Source organism: Micromonospora sp. CNZ286, from assembly GCF_014207755.1.
The window spans coordinates 7,060,979-7,080,484 of the sequence record NZ_JACHIZ010000001.1 but is presented as its reverse complement, the minus strand read 5'-3'; the positions used below and the strand labels follow the sequence as shown (position 1 = coordinate 7,080,484).

Genomic DNA, 19,506 nt, shown 5'->3' with positions numbered 1-19,506 from the left:
GGGAACCCGCCGCCGTACGGCCACCGTCGTCCACACTGGATTCCTACCGCCACCGTCAGAGGTAGACCTTGCGCTGGTAGATCGCGTGCGCGCCGGCCACCCGGTCGAGGAAGAGCAGCCCCGCGCAGTGGTCGATCTCGTGCTGGAGCGCCCGCGCCTCGAAGCCGTCCGTCACCAGGCGGACCGGCTCGCCGCTGCCGGGAAGCGCACCCTCGACGACCAGGCGGCTGGCCCGCTTCACGTCGCCGGTCAGGTCCGGCACCGACATGCAGCCCTCCCGGCCGGCCTTCCACCGGGACGCCTCCACCACGCGCGCGTTGCAGAGCACGAACGTGCCGTGCACGGTGACCGCCTTCGGGTGCCCCGTCACGTCCACCGCGAACACCTGCGCGCTCACCCCGACCTGCGGCGCCGCCAGTCCCACGCAACCGGGCGAGACGCGCATGGTGGCCACCAGGTCGGCGGCGAGGCGCACCACCTCGGCAGACGTCGGGTCGACCTCCGGGCCCGGTCGGCTCAGCACCGGCTCCGGCGCGGTGACCACCGCCCGTACCGCGCCGGGGATGCCGAGCTTCTCCGGGGTCCAGCCGCCCAGGCCCGCGTACTCCGGCCCGGTCACAGCAGATCCGTGTCCGCCGGGCGGAGGCTGACCCCCACGCCCAGCTCCGCGGCGACCCGGGTGAGCCGGCCGGCCACCTCGTCCGACACACCGGGCGGCAACTCGACCTCGGCCACCACCACGTAGAGCGAACCGGTGAGCCGGGTGCTCAGGTCGGTCACGTTCCCGCCCGCGTCGGTGAGCACCCGGGTCATGGCCGCGACGATGCCCATCCGGTCGGCGCCGTGCACCGCCAGCACGTACGGCTCCCCGGTGGGCTCGCTGCCGCCGTCGGGCGTGACCGCGCGTACGGTCGCCAGCAGGTGCCCGTCGGCGGCGAGCGGGGCCAGCGCGGCCTCGACGTCGGCGGCGGCCGGGCCCACGCAGATCAGCGTCATCGCGAAGTGTCCACGCAGCCGGGTCATCGTCGAGTCGGTGAGGTTCGCGCCGAGCCGGGCGAGGACCTCCGCGACGTCGGCCACGATGCCCGGCCGGTCCCGGCCGATGACGGTGATCGCGAGCTCGTTCATTCGGACATTCTGCCCCGTCGCCCATGATCGATCGCGCCCGGCCACCCGGCCCGCCCAACCTGCGGGAAAGACAGCCGTGACATGATCGGCGACGCGATGTCCGATCCCACATTCGCCACCCAGGTCAGCCGGTGGTACGAGCGCAACGCCCGCGACCTGCCCTGGCGCAAGCCCGGCATCGGCGCCTGGGCGATCCTGGTCAGCGAGGTCATGCTCCAGCAGACCCCCGTGGTCCGGGTGGTACCGGCCTGGGAGGCGTGGCTGGCGCGCTGGCCCGAGCCGCGCGCGCTCGCCGAGGACACCCCGGCCGAGGCGATCCGGATGTGGGGACGGCTCGGCTACCCCCGCCGGGCGGTACGCCTGCGCGAGTGCGCGGCGGCGATCGTGGAGCGCCACGGCGGCGTGGTGCCCGACCGGCTCGATCAACTGCTGGCGCTACCCGGTGTCGGCACGTACACGGCCCGCGCGGTCGCGGCGTTCGCGTACGGGCAGCGGCACCCGGTGGTGGACACGAACGTCCGGCGCGTGGTGTCCCGGGCGATCGCCGGAGAACCCGACGCCGGCCCCACCACCCGCCCGGCCGACCTGGTCGCCACCGAGGAACTGCTGCCGATCGAGCCGCCTGACGCCGCGCTGGCCAGCGCCGCCTTCATGGAACTCGGCGCTGTCGTCTGCACCGCCCGCGCGCCGCGCTGCGCGATCTGCCCGGTCGAGTCGAGCTGTGCCTGGCGGGCTTCTGGACAGGCCGCCCCCACGGGACCGACCCGCCGGCCGCAGCGTTACGCCGGCACCGACCGGCAGGTACGCGGACTGCTGCTCGCGGTGCTGCGGGAGTCCACCGGCCCGGTGCCGCACCAGCGGCTGGACCAGGTCTGGCACGACGACGTCCAGCGGGCGCGAGCGCTGGCCGGCCTGGTCACCGACGGCCTGGTGGAACCGGTGGGCGAGGAGTCGTTCCGCCTGGCCGGAGACGGCCCCGCCGTCCCCCTCCCCTGACCGCCCCCGCCCGACCCCCGCCCCGCCCCGCCCCGCCCCGCCCCGCCCCCGCCCCGCCCTCGGCTCGCCCCGTTGATCATGAAGTTAGCGGCGACAAATAGGGCGCCAAGTGCGGTCAACTTCATGATCGACCAGGGCTAGGGCGGGCGGGGCTGGGGCGTGCGGGCGGCGGCAGCAGGCGGGGCGGCCGGCACCCTGGGGAGCGGTGGGTGGGCATGGGAAAGGCGACGGCCCCGGTGGCTTTCGCCTACCGGGGCCGTCGCCCTCGAACTGTGCGGACTTATGCGGCGTCGTCCGCGCCGGTGGCGGCGGTGCCGCCGAGGTCCGCCGGGACCGCGTCCGGCACGGCGTCCGGCCGGTCCGCGCCCCGGAAGACGAGCTTGGACTTGTCGATGTCCTCCGGGTCGCCCTCGCAGTCCACGACCACGATCTGACCCGGGGTCAGCTCGTTGAAGAGGATCCGCTCGGACAGGTTGTCCTCGATGTCGCGCTGGATCGTGCGGCGCAGCGGCCGCGCACCCAGCACCGGGTCGAAGCCCTTCTTCGCGAGGTACTTCTTCGCGTTGTCGGTCAGCTCCAGACCCATGTCCTTGTTCCGCAGCTGGGTCTCGATCCGGGCGATCATGATGTCGACGATCGACAGGATCTCCAGCTGACGCAGCTGGTGGAAGACGATGGTGTCGTCGATCCGGTTCAGGAACTCGGGCCGGAAGTGCTGCTTGAGCTCGTCGTTGACCTTCTGCTTCATCCGGTCGTAGTTCGACTCGGAGTCCTCAGAGGCCTGGAAGCCCAGCGACACCGCCTTGGCGACGTCACGCGTACCGAGGTTGGTGGTCAGGATGATGACCGTGTTCTTGAAGTCCACGATCCGGCCCTGGCCGTCGGTGAGGCGCCCGTCCTCCAGGATCTGGAGGAGCGTGTTGAACACGTCCGGGTGGGCCTTCTCGATCTCGTCGAAGAGGACCACCGAGAACGGCCGGCGACGCACCTTCTCGGTCAGCTGCCCGCCCTCGTCGTAGCCGACGTAGCCGGGAGGGGCACCGACGAGCCGGGACACCGTGTACCGGTCGTGGAACTCCGACATGTCCAGCTGGATGAGGGCGTCCTCGCTGCCGAACAGGAACTCGGCCAGCGCCTTGGACAGCTCGGTCTTACCGACACCGGACGGGCCGGCGAAGATGAACGAGCCGGAGGGGCGCTTCGGGTCCTTCAGGCCGGCGCGGGTACGCCGGATCGCCTTCGAGACGGCCTTGACCGCGTCCTCCTGGCCGATGACGCGCTTGTGCAGCTCGTCCTCCATGCGCAGCAGGCGCGAGGTCTCCTCCTCGGTCAGCTTGTAGACCGGGATACCGGTCCAGTTGCCGAGCACCTCGGCGATCTGCTCGTCGTCGACCTCGCTGACGACGTCCAGGTCACCGGCCTTCCACTCCTTCTCCCGCTGAGCCTTCTGCCCCAGCAGCTGCTTCTCGGTGTCGCGCAGCTGGGCGGCCCGCTCGAAGTCCTGCGCGTCGATCGCGGACTCCTTGTCGCGGCGCACCTGGGCGATGCGCTCGTCGAAGTCGCGCAGGTCCGGCGGCGCGGTCATCCGGCGGATGCGCATCCGCGCGCCCGCCTCGTCGATCAGGTCGATCGCCTTGTCCGGCAGGAACCGGTCGGAGATGTACCGGTCGGCGAGCGTGGCGGCGGCGACCAGCGCGGCGTCGGTGATGGAGACGCGGTGGTGCGCCTCGTAGCGGTCCCGCAGGCCCTTGAGGATCTCGATGGTGTGGGCCAGCGACGGCTCACCCACCTGGATCGGCTGGAAACGACGCTCCAGAGCGGCGTCCTTCTCCAGGTGCTTGCGGTACTCGTCGAGCGTGGTGGCGCCGATGGTCTGCAGCTCACCACGGGCCAGCATCGGCTTGAGGATGCTGGCGGCGTCGATCGCGCCCTCGGCCGCGCCCGCACCGACGAGGGTGTGGATCTCGTCGATGAACAGGATGATGTCGCCGCGCGTACGGATCTCCTTGAGCACCTTCTTCAGGCGCTCCTCGAAGTCACCGCGGTAGCGGGAACCGGCGACCAGGGCACCGAGGTCGAGGGTGTAGAGCTGCTTGTCCTTCAGCGTCTCGGGCACCTCGCCCTTGATGATCTTCTGGGACAGGCCCTCCACCACGGCGGTCTTGCCGACGCCGGGCTCACCGATCAGCACCGGGTTGTTCTTGGTGCGGCGGGACAGCACCTGCATGACCCGCTCGATCTCCTTCTCGCGCCCGATGACCGGGTCGAGCTTGCCCTCGCGGGCGGCCTGGGTCAGGTTGCGGCCGAACTGGTCCAGCACGAGGCTGGTCGACGGCGCGGCCTCACCCGGGGCGGCACCGGCAGCGGCCGGCTCCTTGCCCTGGTAGCCGGAGAGCAGCTGGATGACCTGCTGGCGCACCCGGTTCAGGTCGGCGCCCAGCTTCACCAGGACCTGGGCGGCGACGCCCTCGCCCTCGCGGATCAGGCCGAGCAGGATGTGCTCGGTGCCGATGTAGTTGTGGCCGAGCTGCAGCGCCTCGCGCAGCGACAGCTCCAGCACCTTCTTGGCCCGCGGCGTGAACGGGATGTGCCCGCTCGGCGCCTGCTGGCCCTGGCCGATGATCTCCTCGACCTGCTGGCGCACGCCCTCCAGGGAGATGCCGAGGCTCTCCAGGGCCTTGGCCGCGACACCCTCACCCTCGTGGATCAGGCCCAGCAGGATGTGTTCCGTACCGATGTAGTTGTGGTTGAGCATCCGGGCCTCTTCTTGGGCCAGGACGACAACCCGTCGCGCTCGGTCGGTGAACCGCTCGAACATGCCCTCGTGCTCCTCACGTGCCGTGCGCCTTGATGGTCAGATCTCGGCGGGGCCGGTGCGCGGACGTCCGGGACGGGCGTCCGTGCCTCCTTACTCTATCGCCGCGGACCGTCTTCGCTGAGGTCGTGTGCCCCCGCGAATGCCCGTTCCGACGTCGTTTCTGACAACCGTCCACGCTCAGGAGGTGTTCCGGGGCCCCTGCCTGTACGCGCAGAGCGAAATTCGACCGGCACCCGAACGGCCGGCCGAGTGAACCGGAGGCGGCAACCGATGCGTCCGCCGGGTCGTCCACAGCCTGTGGATGAAGTCTCCACCGCCTGTGGACAACCATCCCCGGCGGGGGTTTCTTCCCGTCCGCCGCGAGCGAGGGCGGCACGGTGGGCCGGACCGGACATCCGGCACAGGGGCGACGGGAACGGGACGGCTGGGCGCAACCGTGACCCCGGTACGGAAACGGCGACGCCGGCCCGGAGTGGCACTCCGGTCCGGCGTCGCGTCGCCCGTGACGAGGGTGGGGTCAGTGCCCCGCCTTCGCGTGGTACTCGTCCACGATCTCCTGCGGGATCCGCCCCCGGTCGGAGATGTCCTTGCCGGCCTTCTTGGCCCACTCGCGGATGGCCCGGTTCTGCTCGCGGTCGGCGGTCGCGCCGCCCCGGCCCCGAGCGGCCCGGCCACCGACGACCACACCCCCGCGACCGACCTTCGTTCCGTTCGCGATGTACGGCGCGAATACGTCGCGCAATTTCCCGGCGTTGGAAGCGGAGAGGTCGATCTCGTACTGCACGCCGTCGAGCGCGAACTTGACGGTCTCGTCAGCGTCCCCGCCGTCCAGGTCATCGACCAGCTTGTGAATGATCTGCTTGGCCACGTCCCACATTCCTTTCGAGCAGGGTTGTACTCCTGCAATACACCGAGCACAATAACCCGTCCGGCGCTTGTTCCGTCAATAGGACGGGGTAACGAGCCGGAGAAGGCTTGCGGGGAGCACCTACTCGGGCCGGACCAACGGGAACAGGATCGTTTCCCGAATTCCGAGCCCCGTCAGTGCCATCAGCAGCCGGTCGATTCCCATTCCCATGCCGCCGGACGGCGGCATTCCGTACTCCATGGCCCGGAGAAAGTCCTCGTCCAGTCGCATCGCCTCGTCGTCGCCGCGCGCCGCGAGCTGCGCCTGGGCCACCAGCCGTTCCCGCTGCACGACCGGGTCGACCAGCTCCGAGTACGCGGTGCCCAGCTCGAATCCGAGCACGTAGAGGTCCCACTTCTCGGCCAGGCCCGGCTCGCTGCGGTGGGCCCGGGTCAACGGGCTGGTCTCCTCCGGGTAGTCCATGACGAACGTCGGCGCCTGAAGGGACGGCACGACCAGTTCCTCGAACAACTCCTCGGCCAGCTTGCCCGGTCCCCACTTCGGGTCGACGGAGAGACCGACCTTGTCCGCGTACTCGACCAGGCGTGCCCTTTCGGTGCGGACGGTGACCTCCTCACCGAGCGCTTCGGAAAGAACACCGAACAGCGTCACCGACCGCCACTCGCCGCCCAGATCGAACTCACGCCCGTCGGCGTGGGTCACCACCGTGGAGCCGGCGACCGCTACTGCGGCCTGCTGTACGAGATTTCGGGTCAGCTCGGCCATCGTGTGGTAGTCGCCGTACGCCTGGTACGCCTCCAGCATCGCGAACTCGGGCGAGTGCGAAGAGTCGATGCCCTCATTACGGAAGTTGCGGTTGATCTCGAAGACGCGGTCCACGCCACCGACCACCGCACGCTTGAGAAACAGTTCCGGCGCGATTCGCAGATACAGATCCGTGTCGAGCGCATTGCTGTGGGTCACGAATGGGCGGGCCGCCGCGCCGCCGTGCAGCAGTTGCAGCATCGGCGTCTCGACCTCGATGAAGTCCTGCCCGTGCAGGGTGTCGCGCAGACTGCGGACGGCGGTGGCCCGGGTGCGGACCATCTGCCGGGCCTGCGGGCGGACCACCAGGTCCACGTAGCGCTGGCGGACCCGGGACTCCTCGCTGAGCGGCTTGTGCGCCACCGGCAGCGGGCGCAGCGCCTTGGCGGTCACCGCCCACTCCTCGGCGAGAACGGACAGCTCGCCGCGCCGGCTGGTGATCACCTCGCCGGTGACGCCCACGTGGTCGCCGAGGTCGACCAGACGCTTCCAGTCCCCCAGCCGCTCGGCGCCGACCCGGTCCAGCGAGAGCATCGCCTGGACCTCGGTGCCGTCACCGTCCCGCAGCGTCGCGAAGCAGAGCTTGCCGGTGTTGCGAATGAAGATCACCCGGCCGGTGACCGAGACCCGGTCGCCGGTGGCCGTGTCGGTGGGCAGGTCGCCGTAGCGCTCCCGCAGCTGCGCGAGCGTGGTGGTCCGCGGGAAACCCACCGGGTACGGCTCGACGCCCTCGGCGAGCATCCGGTCCCGCTTCTCCCGGCGGACCTTCATCTGCTCGGGAAGGTCGTCGGCGGGGTCTGTTGGCAGGGCGTTCTGCTCGGTCACGGCACGCTTCCTCAGGCCTTGGGGACATCGGCGGGGTCAGCACATGAGCGTACTCAAGCGCCGTGGCGGCCGTTACGGGATAACCTGCCCGCCATGACCGACCCCACTGCGGCGCTCTCGTTCGGTGCGGCCGCGGCCGAGTACGACCGTTTCCGTCCCCGTTATCCGGAGGCGGCGTTGCGCTGGGCACTGGACGGGCTGCACGACGCCCGGGTGGTCGATCTCGGCGCCGGCACCGGCATCCTCACCCGCGGGCTCCTGGCGCTGACCGGGCCGGTGGCTCAGGTCGTACCCGTGGAACCGGATCCGGGGATGCGGGCGCAACTGGCCGCCGCGACGCCGGGTGCGACGGCGCTCGCCGGCAGCGCCGAGGCGGTGCCGCTGCCGGACGGGTCGGCGGACGCGGTGCTGGCCGGGCAGGCCTACCACTGGTTCGACAGGGAGCGGGCGCACGCCGAGGTGGCCCGCGTGCTGCGCCCGGGCGGCACGTTCGCGCCGGTCTGGAACATCCGGGACGAGCGGGTCGGCTGGGTGGCGGAGCTGACCCGGATCGCCCACCTCGGCGACAACGCGGGCGACGTGACCCAGCGGTACGCGGACTTCGGCGCCGCCTTCACCGCTGTCGAGGTGGGCGAGTTCCCGCACGCCACCACGCTCACGCCGGACGAGGTGGTGGGCATGCTGCACACCCGCTCGTTCTGGCTGACCGCCGACACGGACGAGCGGCGGCGGGTCGACGCGGAGCTGGCGGAGCTGTTCGCCGGCCACCCCGACCTGGCCGGCCGGGACGCCGTGGAGCTGCCGTACCGCACGATGGTGCTCCGGGCACGCCGGCGTTAAGAAGGGGCCCCTCCTCTACCGGAGGCGTTAACAGGGGGCCCTTCCTTGCACCTCAGACGTTGCGGTCGTAGACCATCCGCAGGCCGATCAGCGTGATCATCGGCTCGTGGTGGGTGATGGTGTGGCACTCGCCGAGCACCAGCGAGGCCAGGCCGCCGGTGGCGATGACCGCCTTCACGCCGCCCAGCTCCTCGGACATCCGCTCGACGATCCGGTCCACCTGGCCGGCGAAGCCGAAGTAGAGCCCGGCCTGGAGGCACTCGACGGTGTTCTTGCCGATCACCGAGCGCGGGCGGGTCGCCTCCACCTTGCGCAGCTGGGCCGCGCGGGCGGCCAGCGCGTCGAAGGAGATCTCGATGCCGGGCGCGAACGCCCCGCCGAGGAACTCCCCACGGCTGCTGACCAGGTCGAAGTTGGTGGTGGTGCCGAAGTCGACGACGATCGACGGCCCGCCGTAGAGCGTGTACGCGGCCAGCGTGTTCACCACCCGGTCCGCGCCCACCTCCTTCGGGTTGTCGATGGCGAGCTGCACGCCCGTCCGGACACCCGGCTCGACGATCACGCTGGGCAGGTCGGCGTAGTACCTGTCGAGCATGGTGCGCAGCGAGCGCAGCGCGGCCGGCACGGTCGAGCAGGCGGCCACGCCGGTGATCTCCACGGCGTCCCCGGCGAGCAGTCCACGGAACATCAGACCCAGCTCGTCCGCTGTGGAACGGGCGTCGGTCTTGATCCGCCACGAATGCACCAGCTTGTCGCCGTCGAAGGTCGCCAGCACGGTGTTCGTGTTTCCGATGTCGATGCAGAGCAGCACAGCGGCAGCCTAGACGTCACGCAGGTCGAGGGCGATGTCCAGGATCGGCGACGAGTGGGTGAGCGCGCCGACCGAGAGGAAGTCGACGCCCGTCGCGCCGTACTCGGCGGCCATCGGCAGCGTCAGCCCTCCGGTGGCCTCCAGCTCCGCCCGGTCGCCCACCGACGCCACCACCTCGCGCAGCTGCGCCGGGGTCATGTTGTCCAGCAGCAGGAACCGCGCCCCCGCCTCGACCGCCTCCACCGCCTCGGCCGGCGTATCCACCTCCACCTGCACCGCGACGTCGGGGAACGCCTCCCGGACCCGGCGGAACGCGGCAGCGATCCCGCCCGCCGCGACCTTGTGGTTGTCCTTGATCATGGCGACGTCGTACAGGCCCATCCGCTTGTTGGTGCCGCCACCGGCCCGGACCGCGTACTTCTCCAGCGCCCGCAGGCCCGGCGTGGTCTTGCGGGTGTCCAGCACCATCGCCTTCGTGCCGGCCAGCGCGTCGGCCCAGGCCCGGGTGTGTGTCGCCACCCCGGACATGCGGGACAGCAGGTTCAGCGCCGTCCGCTCGGCGGTCAGCAGCAGCCGGGTCGGCCCGGTCACGGTGGCCAGCACGTCGCCGCGGGCCACCCGCTGTCCGTCGCCTGCCACGAGCGAGACCTCGACCGTACGCCCCGCGCCGGTCACCTCGCCGACGAGCTCGAACACGGCGGCGGCGACGGGCAGCCCGGCCACCACGCCGTCGGCGCGCGCCACCAGATCGGCTGTGTCGTGCTGGTCGTCAGGGATGGTGGCCACGCTCGTCACGTCGAGGAAGCCGGGCCCCAGATCCTCGTGCAGCGTGTCGACGATGACGTGCCGGACCCGCTCCGGGTCCAGGCCGCCGTCCCGCAGCGCCCGCTCCGTCGACTCCCTCATGACTGGTTCTCCTCCCAGCGCTCGGCCACCCGGCCGTCCGTACCCACCTCGGCCACCAGGTGGCCCAGCCACCGCTCGTCGGCCGTCGGGAAGTCCTCCCGCCAGTGGCAGCCCCGCGTCTCCTGGCGCGCGTACGCGGCGGCGACCAGCGTCGACGCCACAGTCAGCAGGTTCGTCGCCTCCCAGTCGGCGGTACGCGGCACGCCCCGGCCCGCGCCCAGCCCGGTGAGCGTGGCGGCGGTGGCCTCCAGCGTCTGCGCCGACCGGAGCACTCCCGCGCCCCGCGTCATCGCCCGTTGCAGCTCCGCCGTACCGGCCGCCGGCACCAGCGCGCCCGGACCGCCCACCCAGGCACCGGTCTCCGCCGGGCGGGCCTGCTCGGGCAGTCCGGCGGCGATGTCCTCGGCGATCCGGCGGGAGAAGACCAGCCCCTCCAGCAGCGAGTTGCTGGCGAGCCGGTTGGCGCCGTGCACGCCGGTGCAGGCGACCTCGCCGCACGCGTACAGGCCGGGGATGGAGGTGCGCCCGTGCAGGTCGGTCCGGACGCCGCCGGAGGCGTAGTGCGCGGCCGGCGCGACCGGGATCAGGTCGGTCGCCGGGTCCACGCCGATGGCCAGGCAGGACGCCACGATGGTGGGGAACCGCCGGGCGAGGAAGTCGCCGCCCAGGTGCCGGGCGTCCAGGAAGACGTGGTCGGCACCGGACGCGAGCAGCACCCGGTGGATGCCCTTGGCGACCACGTCCCGGGGGGCCAGCTCGGCCAGCTCGTGCTGGCCGACCATGAACCGCTTGCCGTCGCCGTCGACCAGGTGCGCGCCCTCGCCGCGCAGCGCCTCGGAGACCAGCGGCTGCTGGGCCAGCCCCGCGCCCGGACCGCCGGCCGGCACGATGAGCGCGGTCGGGTGGAACTGGACGAACTCCACGTCGGTGACTGCGGCGCCCGCGCGCAGCGCCAGCGCCACCCCGTCCCCGGTGGAGACCGCCGGGTTGGTGGTGGCGGCGAAGACCTGCCCCATGCCGCCGGTGGCCAGCACCACCGCGCGGCCGAGGATCGCGCCGACGCCGTCCTCGCTGCCCTCGCCGAGCACGTGCAGCGTGATGCCGCAGGCCGGGCCGAGCCCGTCCGGCCCGTCGCCGGGAGCGCGCAGCAGGTCCAGCACCAGCGCGTGCTCGACCAGCCGGATCCACGGATCGCGGCGGACCGCGTCGTGCAGCGCCCGCTGCACCTCCGCACCGGTGGCGTCGCCGCCCGCGTGCACGATCCGGTCGGCCCGGTGGCCGCCCTCCCGGGTCAGCATCAGCGAGCCGTCCGGGTTGCGGTCGAACTCCGCCCCGATCCGCATCAGCTCACGCAGCCGGGTCGGCCCCTCGGCCACCAGTGCGCGGACCGCCGCCGGGTCGCAGAGGCCGACGCCGGCGACCTCCGTGTCGTACGCGTGCGCGTCCGGCGTGTCCGCCGGGTCCAGCACGGCGGCGATCCCGCCCTGCGCCCAGCGGGTCGAGCCCTCGTCCATGTCGACCTTGGTGACCACCGTGACGTGCAGGCCGGCCTCGCGCAGGTGCAGCGCGGCGGTCAACCCGGCCACGCCGGAGCCGACCACGATCACGTCTGTCGTCTCCACCCAGCCGGGGGCGGGCGCGGCGAGCAGCCGGGGCAGCGCCGGCAGGTCGACGGTCGGTAGGTCCATGAGCACAGTCAACCCGAAGCGCACTCGGCTCGGGCGCGGGGGGCGTGACGAGTGCGGTCCGCTACCTCGTCCGGCGCGGGAGGCCGGCCGGTCCGGCGCCCTTGAGCGAGGTGGTGACCGTACGGTCACTGAGCCACAGGTAGCAGCGGACGCCCCGGTCGCCGACCGCCCAGCGACCGGCAGCGGGCGGACGGACCACCACGTCGCTGCGGTAGCGCAGCAGCCCGTCGGCCGGCACCCCGGCGTACCGGGCGATCACGCCGAAGCAGCCGTCGTAGAGGGGAACCCAGTCCTCCGGCTTCTTCGGGTACGGGCGGTCCGGCGCGGCCCACACGCCGACGAACTCGGCGTCGTGCGCGGCAGCACAGTCGACCGGGTTGAGCCGCTCCACGCGGTTCGTGTCCCGCACCGAGCGCTGGCAGCCCAGCCGCAGCGGGGAGGGCGTCTTGAGCGCGTCGCGCAGGCTGCCCGTCCGGGTGACCACGGTGGCCGCCGCCTCGACGGTGGTCAGCTCGGTCAGGTCGCACCGGTACCAGCGGGAGCCGGCCGTCCAGCCGGTGCCCGTCGGCACCGCCACTGCCAGCCGGAGCCGCCCGGCGCGCCAGTCGTCACCCACGTACCCGGCGGCCCGCTTGTCGCAGTCGGCGAACGCGGTACGCAGCTCGGGCGAGGCGAGCGGCGGCGGGGTGGGCCGGTCGGTGGTGAACGCGCCGACGTGCACGGTCTCCACCCGGTGCGGCAGCTCGCAGCCGACCGGCGCGTACGCGGCCAGGCCGACGCTCGCTGTGAAGTCGGCGACCTGGCAGACCCCGGCCGCCGGGGTGAACGGCCCGGGTGCGGTCATCGCGGCCCAGTCGTCGGTGAGGTCGCCGTCCAGCCCGCCGGCACCGGCGCAGCCGGTCAGGGCGGCGCTCGCGACCATCGCGGCGACCAGGAAGCTCATCGCACGGCGCATCGCGGCCTCCCCCAGCCGACGACCGTCGATCCCCGACGGTCCGCCCAGGGTAGCCGAAAATGACCTTCCGGTGACAGACCGCGTTTCCCGCCCGTCCGCCCCGTCGATCTTGCACTAGCCGCCCTCGCAAACCTGACAAAAGGGGGCGACGAGGGGGCCGCAACTGCAAGATCAACGGCGAGACGCGGCGGCGAGGGGGTTGGGGACGGGGGCGCCTGCGGTGCCGGGGGCCGCGGTCGCCGGGTCCGCCGAGAGGTCGACGACCTTGTTGTCGGCGTCGACGTGCACCACCCGGGGGCGGTACGCGCGGGCCTCGGCGTCGTCCATCTGCCCGTACGAGATCAGGATGACCAGGTCACCGGGGTGCACCAGGTGCGCGGCGGCGCCGTTGATGCCGATCACGCCGCTGCCCCGCTGCCCCGGGATCACGTACGTCTCCAGCCGGGCGCCGTTGGTGATGTCCACGATCGCGACCTGCTCGCCGGGGATCAGGTCCGCCGCGTCGAGCAGGTCCTCGTCCACAGTCACCGAGCCGACGTAGTGCAGGTCGGCCTGGGTCACGGTGGCCCGATGGATCTTCGACTTGAGCATGGTCCGCAGCATCGGGGTGCCTTTCCGCATTCGTGGTGGAGTTCAGGGACGCGGCGCGAGGTGGATCGCCGTGTTGTCGATCAGACGGGTGGCGCCGACCCAGGCCGCGATCAGCAGCCGGGCCGGGCCGGCGACCGGGCCGGGTTCCAGCTCGGTGTCGGTGAGCACCAGGTAGTCCAGGCGCGCGTCCGGCGCGTCGAAGGCCCGGTGCGCGGCGGCCAGCACCGCGCCCGCGTCCTCACCCCGCTCGGCCGCCGTCGCGCCGGCCCGCAACGCGGCGGACAGGCTCAGCGCGGTCTCCCGCTCGGGCGCCGACAGGTACCGGTTGCGGCTGGACATGGCCAGCCCGTCCGGTTCCCGTACGGTCGGCACGCCGACGATCTCGGTCGGCACGTCGAGGTCGCGGACCATCCGGCGGACCAGGGTGAGCTGCTGGTAGTCCTTCTCGCCGAAGAACGCCAGGTCGGGGCGGGTGAGCTGGAGCAGCTTCATCACCACGGTGAGCACGCCGTGGAAGAAGCCGGGACGGCTCAGGCCCTCCAGGTCCTCGCCGAGCGGACCCGGGTCGAGCCGCACCGTCGGGCGGCCCTCCGGGTACATCTCGGTCGCCGAGGGCGCGAACACCACGTCCACCCCGGCCCGGCGGCAGATCTCCAGGTCGGAGTCGAGCGTGCGCGGGTAGCGGTCGAAGTCCTCGTTCGGGCCGAACTGCAGCGGGTTCACGAAGATCGTGACGATGACGTGGCCGGCGCGCTCGCGGGCGGCCCGCAGCAGCGCCTCGTGCCCGGCGTGCAGCGCGCCCATGGTCATCACCACGCCGACCTGGCCGGCCATCGCCTCGCGGGCGGCCGCCAGTTCCTTGCGCGTGTGCAGCACCTCGGCCATCAGGCCGCCACCTCGATTCCGTCGAGCACGTTGCGCAGCGCGGCCGCGTCCGCCGGGCGAAGGCGGCCGACCGCGACGGCACGGTCCGCCGTCCGTCGTGCCAACGCCAGATACGCGGGTACGGATTCCGGCGCGGTCCGCGCCAGCCGGTCCAGATGCCGGCGTACGGTGCCCGCGTCGCCGCGCGACACCGGGCCGGTGAGCGCGTCGTCGCCCAGCCGCAGCGCGTTCTCCAGGGCGGCCCGCAGCAGCGGGGCGAGCACCTTCTCCGGCCGCTCCACCCCGGCGTCGCGCAGCCGGTCGGCGGCCTCGTTGACGAGCGTCACCAGGTGGTTCGCGCCGTGCGCGAGCGCCGCGTGGTAGAGCGGCCGGTCGTTCTCACCGACCCACTCCGGTACGCCGCCCAGGTCGGCCACCAGCCGGGCCGCGAACGGGCGCAGCTCGGCCGGGGCGGTCACCCCGTAGGAGATGCCGGGCAGGCGGGACAGGTCGTCCGGCGTACCGGTGAAGGTCATCGCCGGGTGCAGCGCGAGCGGCCGGGCGCCCGCCTCGACGGCCGGGGCCAGCGCGGCGAGCCCGTGCGCGCCGGACGTGTGCGCCACCACCTGGCCGGGGCGCAGCGCGCCGCTCGCGGCCAGGTCAGCTACCACGCCCGCCAGTGCGTCGTCCGGGACCGCGACGATCAGCAGGTCGGCGGCGGCGCGCGCCACGGCGGACGCGGAACGGTGCGGGGTCTGCGGCAGCAGCAGCGCCAGCCGGGCCTTCGTCGCGCCCGAGGCGCCGGATGCGGCGACCACCCGGTGACCGGCTGCGGCGAGGGCCGCGCCCAGCACGGCGCCGACCCGGCCGGCGCCGAGGACGCCGACGGCGAGGGTACGCGGGAAGACGAGCGGGGCAGCGGTGGCCCGGGGGCGCAGCGGTGCGCTCATGGCAGCGATCCAGTCCTCGAAGGGGGTACCGGTCGATGGCAAGTATGCGCCCGGGTGACAGACCCGAAACAAGAAGGTGTGAAAACCTTCACCGACCGCCGGAAGCCGCTGCTGCGGTGGCGGGCAAACCGCCCGTTCGGGTACGTCCCGTAGGGTCGGCCCGGTGACCTCCCCGCTGCGCTGGCGCGACGCGATGGAGCGGGCGCTGTACGGGCCGGACGGCTTCTTCGTCTCCGGTGCCGGGCCCGCCGCGCACTTCCGGACGAGCGTGCACGCCTCGCCCGTCTTCACGGCGTGCCTGCTGCGGCAGCTCGAGACGGTGGACGCGGCGCTGGGGCACCCGGACCGGCTGGACGTGGTGGACGTGGGCGCGGGCCGGGGCGAACTGCTCCGGGCGCTGCTGGCGGAGGCCGCACCCGAGCTGGCCGCCCGGCTCCACCCGGTGGCCGTGGAACGGGCCACCCGCCCACCGGACCTGCCGCCGGAGATCGACTGGCGCCCCGACATCCCCGACGGCATCACCGGCCTGCTCCTGGCCACCGAATGGCTGGACAACGTCCCCGTGGACGTGGCAGTCCACACCCCCGAGGGCTGGCGCCTCCTCCTGGTGAACCCGAAAACCGGCGAGGAGACGGTCGGCCCGCCCCCGTCCCCCACCAACACCACCTGGCTCACCCACTGGTGGCCCCCGCCCCTCCCCTCGGCTCCCGCCCCGGTGATCAAGGAGTTTGTGGCCTCGGAGGGCCCGGATCAGGACACAAACTCCTTGATCAACGGGGCGGGTGAGGGCGAGGGCGAGGGCGGTTGGAGGGCGGAGATCGGGTGGTCGCGGGATCTGGCCTGGGCTGAGGCCGTGGGGAAGGTGGCGCGGGGGCTGGCGCTTGCGGTGGACTACGGGCATCTGCGGGACTCGCGGCCTTTCGACGGGACATTGACCGGGTATCGGGGCGGGCGGCAGGTGCCACCGGTCCCGGACGGGTCGTGCGACGTGACGGCGCACGTCGCCATGGACTCGGTCGCCTCCGCCGGTGAGCGGGTCGCGCGGTGCGCGTACTCCCTGGTCTCTCAGCGGGAGGCGCTGCGAGCGCTCGGGGCCGACGGCGGGCGACCACCACTGAGCCTGGCCGGTCGCGACCCGGCCGGCTACCTGCGGGCGCTGGCCGCCGCGTCGGCGGCGGCCGAACTGACCGACCCGGCCGGGCTCGGCGGGCACCTGTGGCTGCGGCAGCCGGTCGGCGTCGCGCTCGACGCGGTCGTGGCACGATGACGGGCATGACCACGGACGCCGCCGACCTCCGCGAGCTGACAGTCGGTACCGGCGCCGGCGGTGAGCAGCTCGGCACCGACATGGTGCTCAACATCGGGCCGCAACACCCCTCGACGCACGGCGTGCTGCGGCTGAAGCTGGTGCTCGACGGGGAGCGGGTGGTCGCCGCCGAGCCGATCGTCGGCTACATGCACCGGGGGGCGGAGAAGCTCTTCGAGGTACGCGACTACCGGCAGATCATCGTGCTGGCGAACCGGCACGACTGGCTGTCGGCGTTCTCCAACGAGCTGGGCGTGGTGCTCGCCGTCGAGCGGCTGATGGGCATGGAGGTGCCGGAACGCGCCACCTGGCTGCGGATGGCGCTGGCCGAGCTGAACCGGGTGCTCAACCACCTGATGTTCCTCGGCTCGTACCCGCTGGAGATCGGCGCGATCACGCCGATGTTCTACGCGTTCCGGGAACGGGAGACCATCCAGGCCGTGATGGAGGAGGTCTCCGGCGGCCGGATCCACTACATGTTCAACCGGGTCGGCGGCCTGAAGGAGGAGGTGCCGTCCGGCTGGACCGGACGCGCCCGCGCCGCCATCGCCGAGGTACGCCGCCGGATGCCCGACCTGGACAACCTGATCCGGCGCAACGAGATCTTCCTGGCCCGTACCGTCGGCGTCGGTGTGCTCTCCGCCGCCGACGCCGCCGCGTTCGGCGCGTCCGGGCCGGTCGCCCGCGCCTCCGGCCTCGACCTCGACCTGCGCCGCGACGAGCCGTACCTGGCCTACGACCAGCTCGACGTGCCTGTGGTGACGAAGACCGCCGGTGACTGTCACGCCCGCTTCGAGGTGCTGCTCGACCAGGTGTACGTCTCGCTCGACCTCGCCGAGCAGTGCCTGGACCGGGTGGACCGGATCAGCGGGCCGGTGAACACCCGCCTGCCGAAGGTGCTGAAGGCGCCCGAGGGGCACACGTACGCCTGGACCGAGAACCCGCTCGGCATCAACGGCTACTACCTGGTGTCCCGGGGCGAGAAGACGCCGTGGCGGATGAAGCTGCGCACCGCCTCGTACGCGAACGTGCAGGCGCTGTCGTCGCTGCTGCCCGGCTGCCTGGTGCCGGACCTGATCGCCATCCTCGGCTCGATGTTCTTCGTGGTGGGCGACATCGACAAGTAGCCGGCGGCGTCAGCGCCAGCGGTCGGCGGTGTCCCGATACGGCTCGCCGTGTCCACCGCGCTCCGGGCTGCGCCACTCCGGTTCCGCCGGCCGCCATTCCGGCTCGGGCCGACGCCACTGCGACTCGCCCTGCCGCGTCTCCGGCTGACGCCACTCCGGCTCGGCCTGACGCCACTCCGGTTCCGGCTGACGCCACTCCGGTTCGGGCTGACGCCATTCCGGGGGTGGCTGGCGCCATTCCGCCTGGCCGCTGCGCTGCGTCGGTGGCCGCCACTCGTCCGGCACCGGCACACCGCCGGCCGGCAGCGCCGGGTGGCTCTCCCCGGGCCAGCGGGCGTCCGGTCCGTCCGGTCCGCTCGCGTCCGGTCCACCGCCGCGTACCGAGGCCCACCGGTCCTCGACCCGGTACTCCGTGCCGCCGCCGTCGGCGTGCACTGCGGCCCGCCGTTCCCCGAGGCGGATCTCCCGGCCCGCGCCGTCGTCACGGACCGCGGCCCACCGGTTGCCGGCACGCATCTCGGACCACTGGTCGCCGTCGGTGCCCGCCCGGCCGGGCGGCACGTCCGGTACGCCCGCTGCGGCCGCGGGCCAGGCGCCCGCCGCCCGGCCGGCCCGGTCGTCACCGCCGCCGGACCAGGGCCGCTGCTCCTCCGCCGCCGTCCGGCCCTGCTCGCTCGACCAGCCGCCCCCGGCGGTACGCCCGGACCAGCCCTGTTCCCCGGCAGCGGCCCGGCCGACACCTGCCCATGGATGCTCGGCACCGGGACGCCCGGGGTCGGTCCACGAGTGCCCGTCGTCGCCGGAGCCGGCACCCCGGCCGCCGTCGTCCGACCCGGCGCGGCGGCCCGGCCGGTCGCCCGGGTCGCGGTGTCCCGCGTGCCGGTGGTCGGCCGCGTCCGCGCCCCGGGACCGGTCCTCGTCCGGCCAGCCGCCGGGGAATCCGCCGTACCGGGTGCCGGTCGGCTCACCGCCGACGATCGTGTGCCGGGTGGTGACGTGCACCGTCTCGGTGTGGTGGACCACGCCGACCGGGCGGGTCTCCGGCCGGGCCACCGGCTCGGACACCCGCGCCGCGCCGTACACCCCGCTCGCGGGCCGGTCCGGACGTACGGTGGCCCGCGCCGCCGGTTCGGCGTCGTGCCGACCGGTCCGTGCCGGTTCGGAGTCGTAGCGACCGGCCCGGGGCTGTTCGGTTTCGTAGTGGTCCGCCCGGGGCGACTCAGTGCCGTAGCGGCTGGTCCGGAGCGGTTCGGAGTCGTAGTGGCCCACCCCAGGCGAGTCGGCGTCGTAGTGGCCGGTCCGGGACGGCTCGGCCTCGTATCGGCCCGTCCGGGACGGGTCCGGGGTGTGGTGGCCCGTCCGGGACGGCTCAGCGGCGTAGTGGCCCGTCCGGGGCGCGTCGGCGTCGGTTCCGTAGCCGCCGCCGGGGTACGCCGGCCGGGCCGGTTCGTCGTCCCGGCCGACCGGTTGCGGCCGGCCGACGTCGGGCGTGCCGGCGCCCGGCACTCGGGCCGCGCCGCTCGGGCGCTCCGGCGCCGACGCCAGGGCGGACACGGGCGCGGAGGCCAGTCCGGCGGCGGCCGCGTCGAGCCGGTGCCGTAGCGCGCCGGCCACCTCCTCGGCCCGTCGTGCCTGGTCGAGCGCCTGATTGCCGCGCTGGGCGGCGGCCACGATCTCGGCCCGCAACTCCCGCCGCAGCTGCGCCAACTCCTCGCGCATCTCCTCGGACGCCGCGCCCTCGGAACCGCTCTCCGGCCGCAGTGCGATGGACAGACCGATGAGCACGACCGCGAGGATCGCCAGGACGGCGCCGAACCGGAGCGAGCCGTTGCCGTCGGCGATCAGCAGGATGAGCGCGGCCAGGGGCGCCAGCCCCACACCGACCCAGAACAGGACGGTGAGCAGGGCGGGCGTGCTCTTGTCGGCGGGCGCGACCGAGGCTGGCATGGCTGAGCAGAGTACCGAGAGTTCCACCGGAGGGGAACGGGTCGGCGCCACCCGATGAGCGGCCCGCCGAACGGGCTGCCCG

At 73.2% G+C, this 19,506-nt stretch carries 17 protein-coding genes; 4 read left to right on the top strand and 13 right to left on the bottom strand.

Features of this window, described 5'->3' with window-relative positions:
* Positions 1 to 55 precede the first annotated feature (55 nt).
* Complete coding sequence (locus tag FHX31_RS31925) at positions 56 to 619, bottom strand: peptide deformylase (protein WP_013288948.1); 564 nt, start codon at positions 617 to 619, stop codon at positions 56 to 58.
* A complete protein-coding gene (locus tag FHX31_RS31920) occupies positions 616 to 1,128 on the bottom strand; it encodes a glycine cleavage system transcriptional repressor (RefSeq protein WP_013288949.1) in 513 nt (170 codons plus the stop codon). The genes FHX31_RS31925 and FHX31_RS31920 overlap by 4 nt, the downstream gene beginning before the upstream one ends.
* A 96-nt stretch (positions 1,129 to 1,224) precedes the next feature.
* Here FHX31_RS31920 and FHX31_RS31915 point away from each other — a divergent pair, with 96 nt between their 5' ends.
* Positions 1,225 to 2,124, top strand: coding sequence for an A/G-specific adenine glycosylase (locus tag FHX31_RS31915; protein ID WP_184977687.1), 900 nt, complete (start codon positions 1,225 to 1,227; stop codon positions 2,122 to 2,124).
* A gap of 280 nt (positions 2,125 to 2,404) precedes the next feature.
* On the opposite strand, the gene FHX31_RS31910 is transcribed toward FHX31_RS31915, so the two are convergent.
* The 3 genes from FHX31_RS31910 to lysS form a co-directional block, all read right to left on the bottom strand.
* The gene (locus FHX31_RS31910) at positions 2,405 to 4,942 is read right to left on the bottom strand and encodes an ATP-dependent Clp protease ATP-binding subunit (RefSeq protein WP_013288951.1); all 2,538 of its coding nucleotides are present in this window, start codon (positions 4,940 to 4,942) and stop codon (positions 2,405 to 2,407) included.
* Between the two features lie 517 nt (positions 4,943 to 5,459).
* Complete coding sequence (locus FHX31_RS31905; RefSeq protein WP_013288952.1) at positions 5,460 to 5,810, bottom strand: histone-like nucleoid-structuring protein Lsr2; 351 nt, start codon at positions 5,808 to 5,810, stop codon at positions 5,460 to 5,462.
* A 120-nt stretch (positions 5,811 to 5,930) separates the two neighbouring features.
* Positions 5,931 to 7,439, bottom strand: a complete 1,509-nt coding sequence (gene lysS / locus FHX31_RS31900) for a lysine--tRNA ligase (protein ID WP_091330651.1) — start codon at positions 7,437 to 7,439, stop codon at positions 5,931 to 5,933.
* A 93-nt stretch (positions 7,440 to 7,532) separates the two neighbouring features.
* Here lysS and FHX31_RS31895 point away from each other — a divergent pair, with 93 nt between their 5' ends.
* Positions 7,533 to 8,279 carry a class I SAM-dependent methyltransferase gene (locus FHX31_RS31895; protein WP_091330650.1) on the top strand — a complete coding sequence of 249 codons (747 nt, stop codon included), beginning with the start codon at positions 7,533 to 7,535 and terminating at the stop codon, positions 8,277 to 8,279.
* A gap of 52 nt (positions 8,280 to 8,331) precedes the next feature.
* Here FHX31_RS31895 and FHX31_RS31890 read toward each other — a convergent pair whose 3' ends face one another.
* The 7 genes from FHX31_RS31890 to FHX31_RS31860 all read right to left on the bottom strand — a co-directional run bounded on the left by FHX31_RS31890 (position 8,332) and on the right by FHX31_RS31860 (position 15,044).
* Positions 8,332 to 9,090 (bottom strand): type III pantothenate kinase, encoded by a 759-nt coding sequence (locus FHX31_RS31890; protein ID WP_013288955.1) that lies wholly within the window; start codon positions 9,088 to 9,090, stop codon positions 8,332 to 8,334.
* A gap of 9 nt (positions 9,091 to 9,099) precedes the next feature.
* Entirely contained in the window at positions 9,100 to 9,996 is an 897-nt protein-coding gene (gene nadC / locus FHX31_RS31885; protein ID WP_047894238.1) for a carboxylating nicotinate-nucleotide diphosphorylase, read from the bottom strand.
* Complete coding sequence (locus tag FHX31_RS31880; protein ID WP_184977686.1) at positions 9,993 to 11,684, bottom strand: L-aspartate oxidase; 1,692 nt, start codon at positions 11,682 to 11,684, stop codon at positions 9,993 to 9,995. The genes nadC and FHX31_RS31880 overlap by 4 nt, the downstream gene beginning before the upstream one ends.
* A gap of 61 nt (positions 11,685 to 11,745) precedes the next feature.
* Positions 11,746 to 12,639 (bottom strand): septum formation family protein, encoded by an 894-nt coding sequence (locus FHX31_RS31875; protein WP_114919057.1) that lies wholly within the window; start codon positions 12,637 to 12,639, stop codon positions 11,746 to 11,748.
* 171 nt (positions 12,640 to 12,810) lie between these two features.
* Entirely contained in the window at positions 12,811 to 13,242 is a 432-nt protein-coding gene (panD, locus tag FHX31_RS31870; RefSeq protein WP_013288959.1) for an aspartate 1-decarboxylase, read from the bottom strand.
* A 30-nt stretch (positions 13,243 to 13,272) separates the two neighbouring features.
* Positions 13,273 to 14,115 (bottom strand): pantoate--beta-alanine ligase, encoded by an 843-nt coding sequence (gene panC / locus FHX31_RS31865; RefSeq protein WP_013475012.1) that lies wholly within the window; start codon positions 14,113 to 14,115, stop codon positions 13,273 to 13,275.
* Positions 14,115 to 15,044, bottom strand: a complete 930-nt coding sequence (locus FHX31_RS31860; protein WP_030273714.1) for a Rossmann-like and DUF2520 domain-containing protein — start codon at positions 15,042 to 15,044, stop codon at positions 14,115 to 14,117. Before FHX31_RS31860 ends, panC begins: the two co-directional genes overlap by 1 nt.
* Before the next feature lie 193 nt (positions 15,045 to 15,237).
* On the opposite strand from FHX31_RS31860, the gene FHX31_RS31855 reads away from it, so the two are divergent.
* Positions 15,238 to 16,311 carry an SAM-dependent methyltransferase gene (locus FHX31_RS31855; protein WP_184977890.1) on the top strand — a complete coding sequence of 358 codons (1,074 nt, stop codon included), beginning with the start codon at positions 15,238 to 15,240 and terminating at the stop codon, positions 16,309 to 16,311.
* Positions 16,308 to 17,477 carry an NADH-quinone oxidoreductase subunit D gene (locus FHX31_RS31850; protein ID WP_013288963.1) on the top strand — a complete coding sequence of 390 codons (1,170 nt, stop codon included), beginning with the start codon at positions 16,308 to 16,310 and terminating at the stop codon, positions 17,475 to 17,477. Before FHX31_RS31855 ends, FHX31_RS31850 begins: the two co-directional genes overlap by 4 nt.
* Before the next feature lie 9 nt (positions 17,478 to 17,486).
* Here FHX31_RS31850 and FHX31_RS31845 read toward each other — a convergent pair whose 3' ends face one another.
* On the bottom strand, positions 17,487 to 19,424 hold the full coding sequence (locus FHX31_RS31845) for a hypothetical protein (RefSeq protein ID WP_184977685.1): 1,938 nt from the start codon (positions 19,422 to 19,424) through the stop codon (positions 17,487 to 17,489).
* Positions 19,425 to 19,506 lie beyond the last annotated feature (82 nt).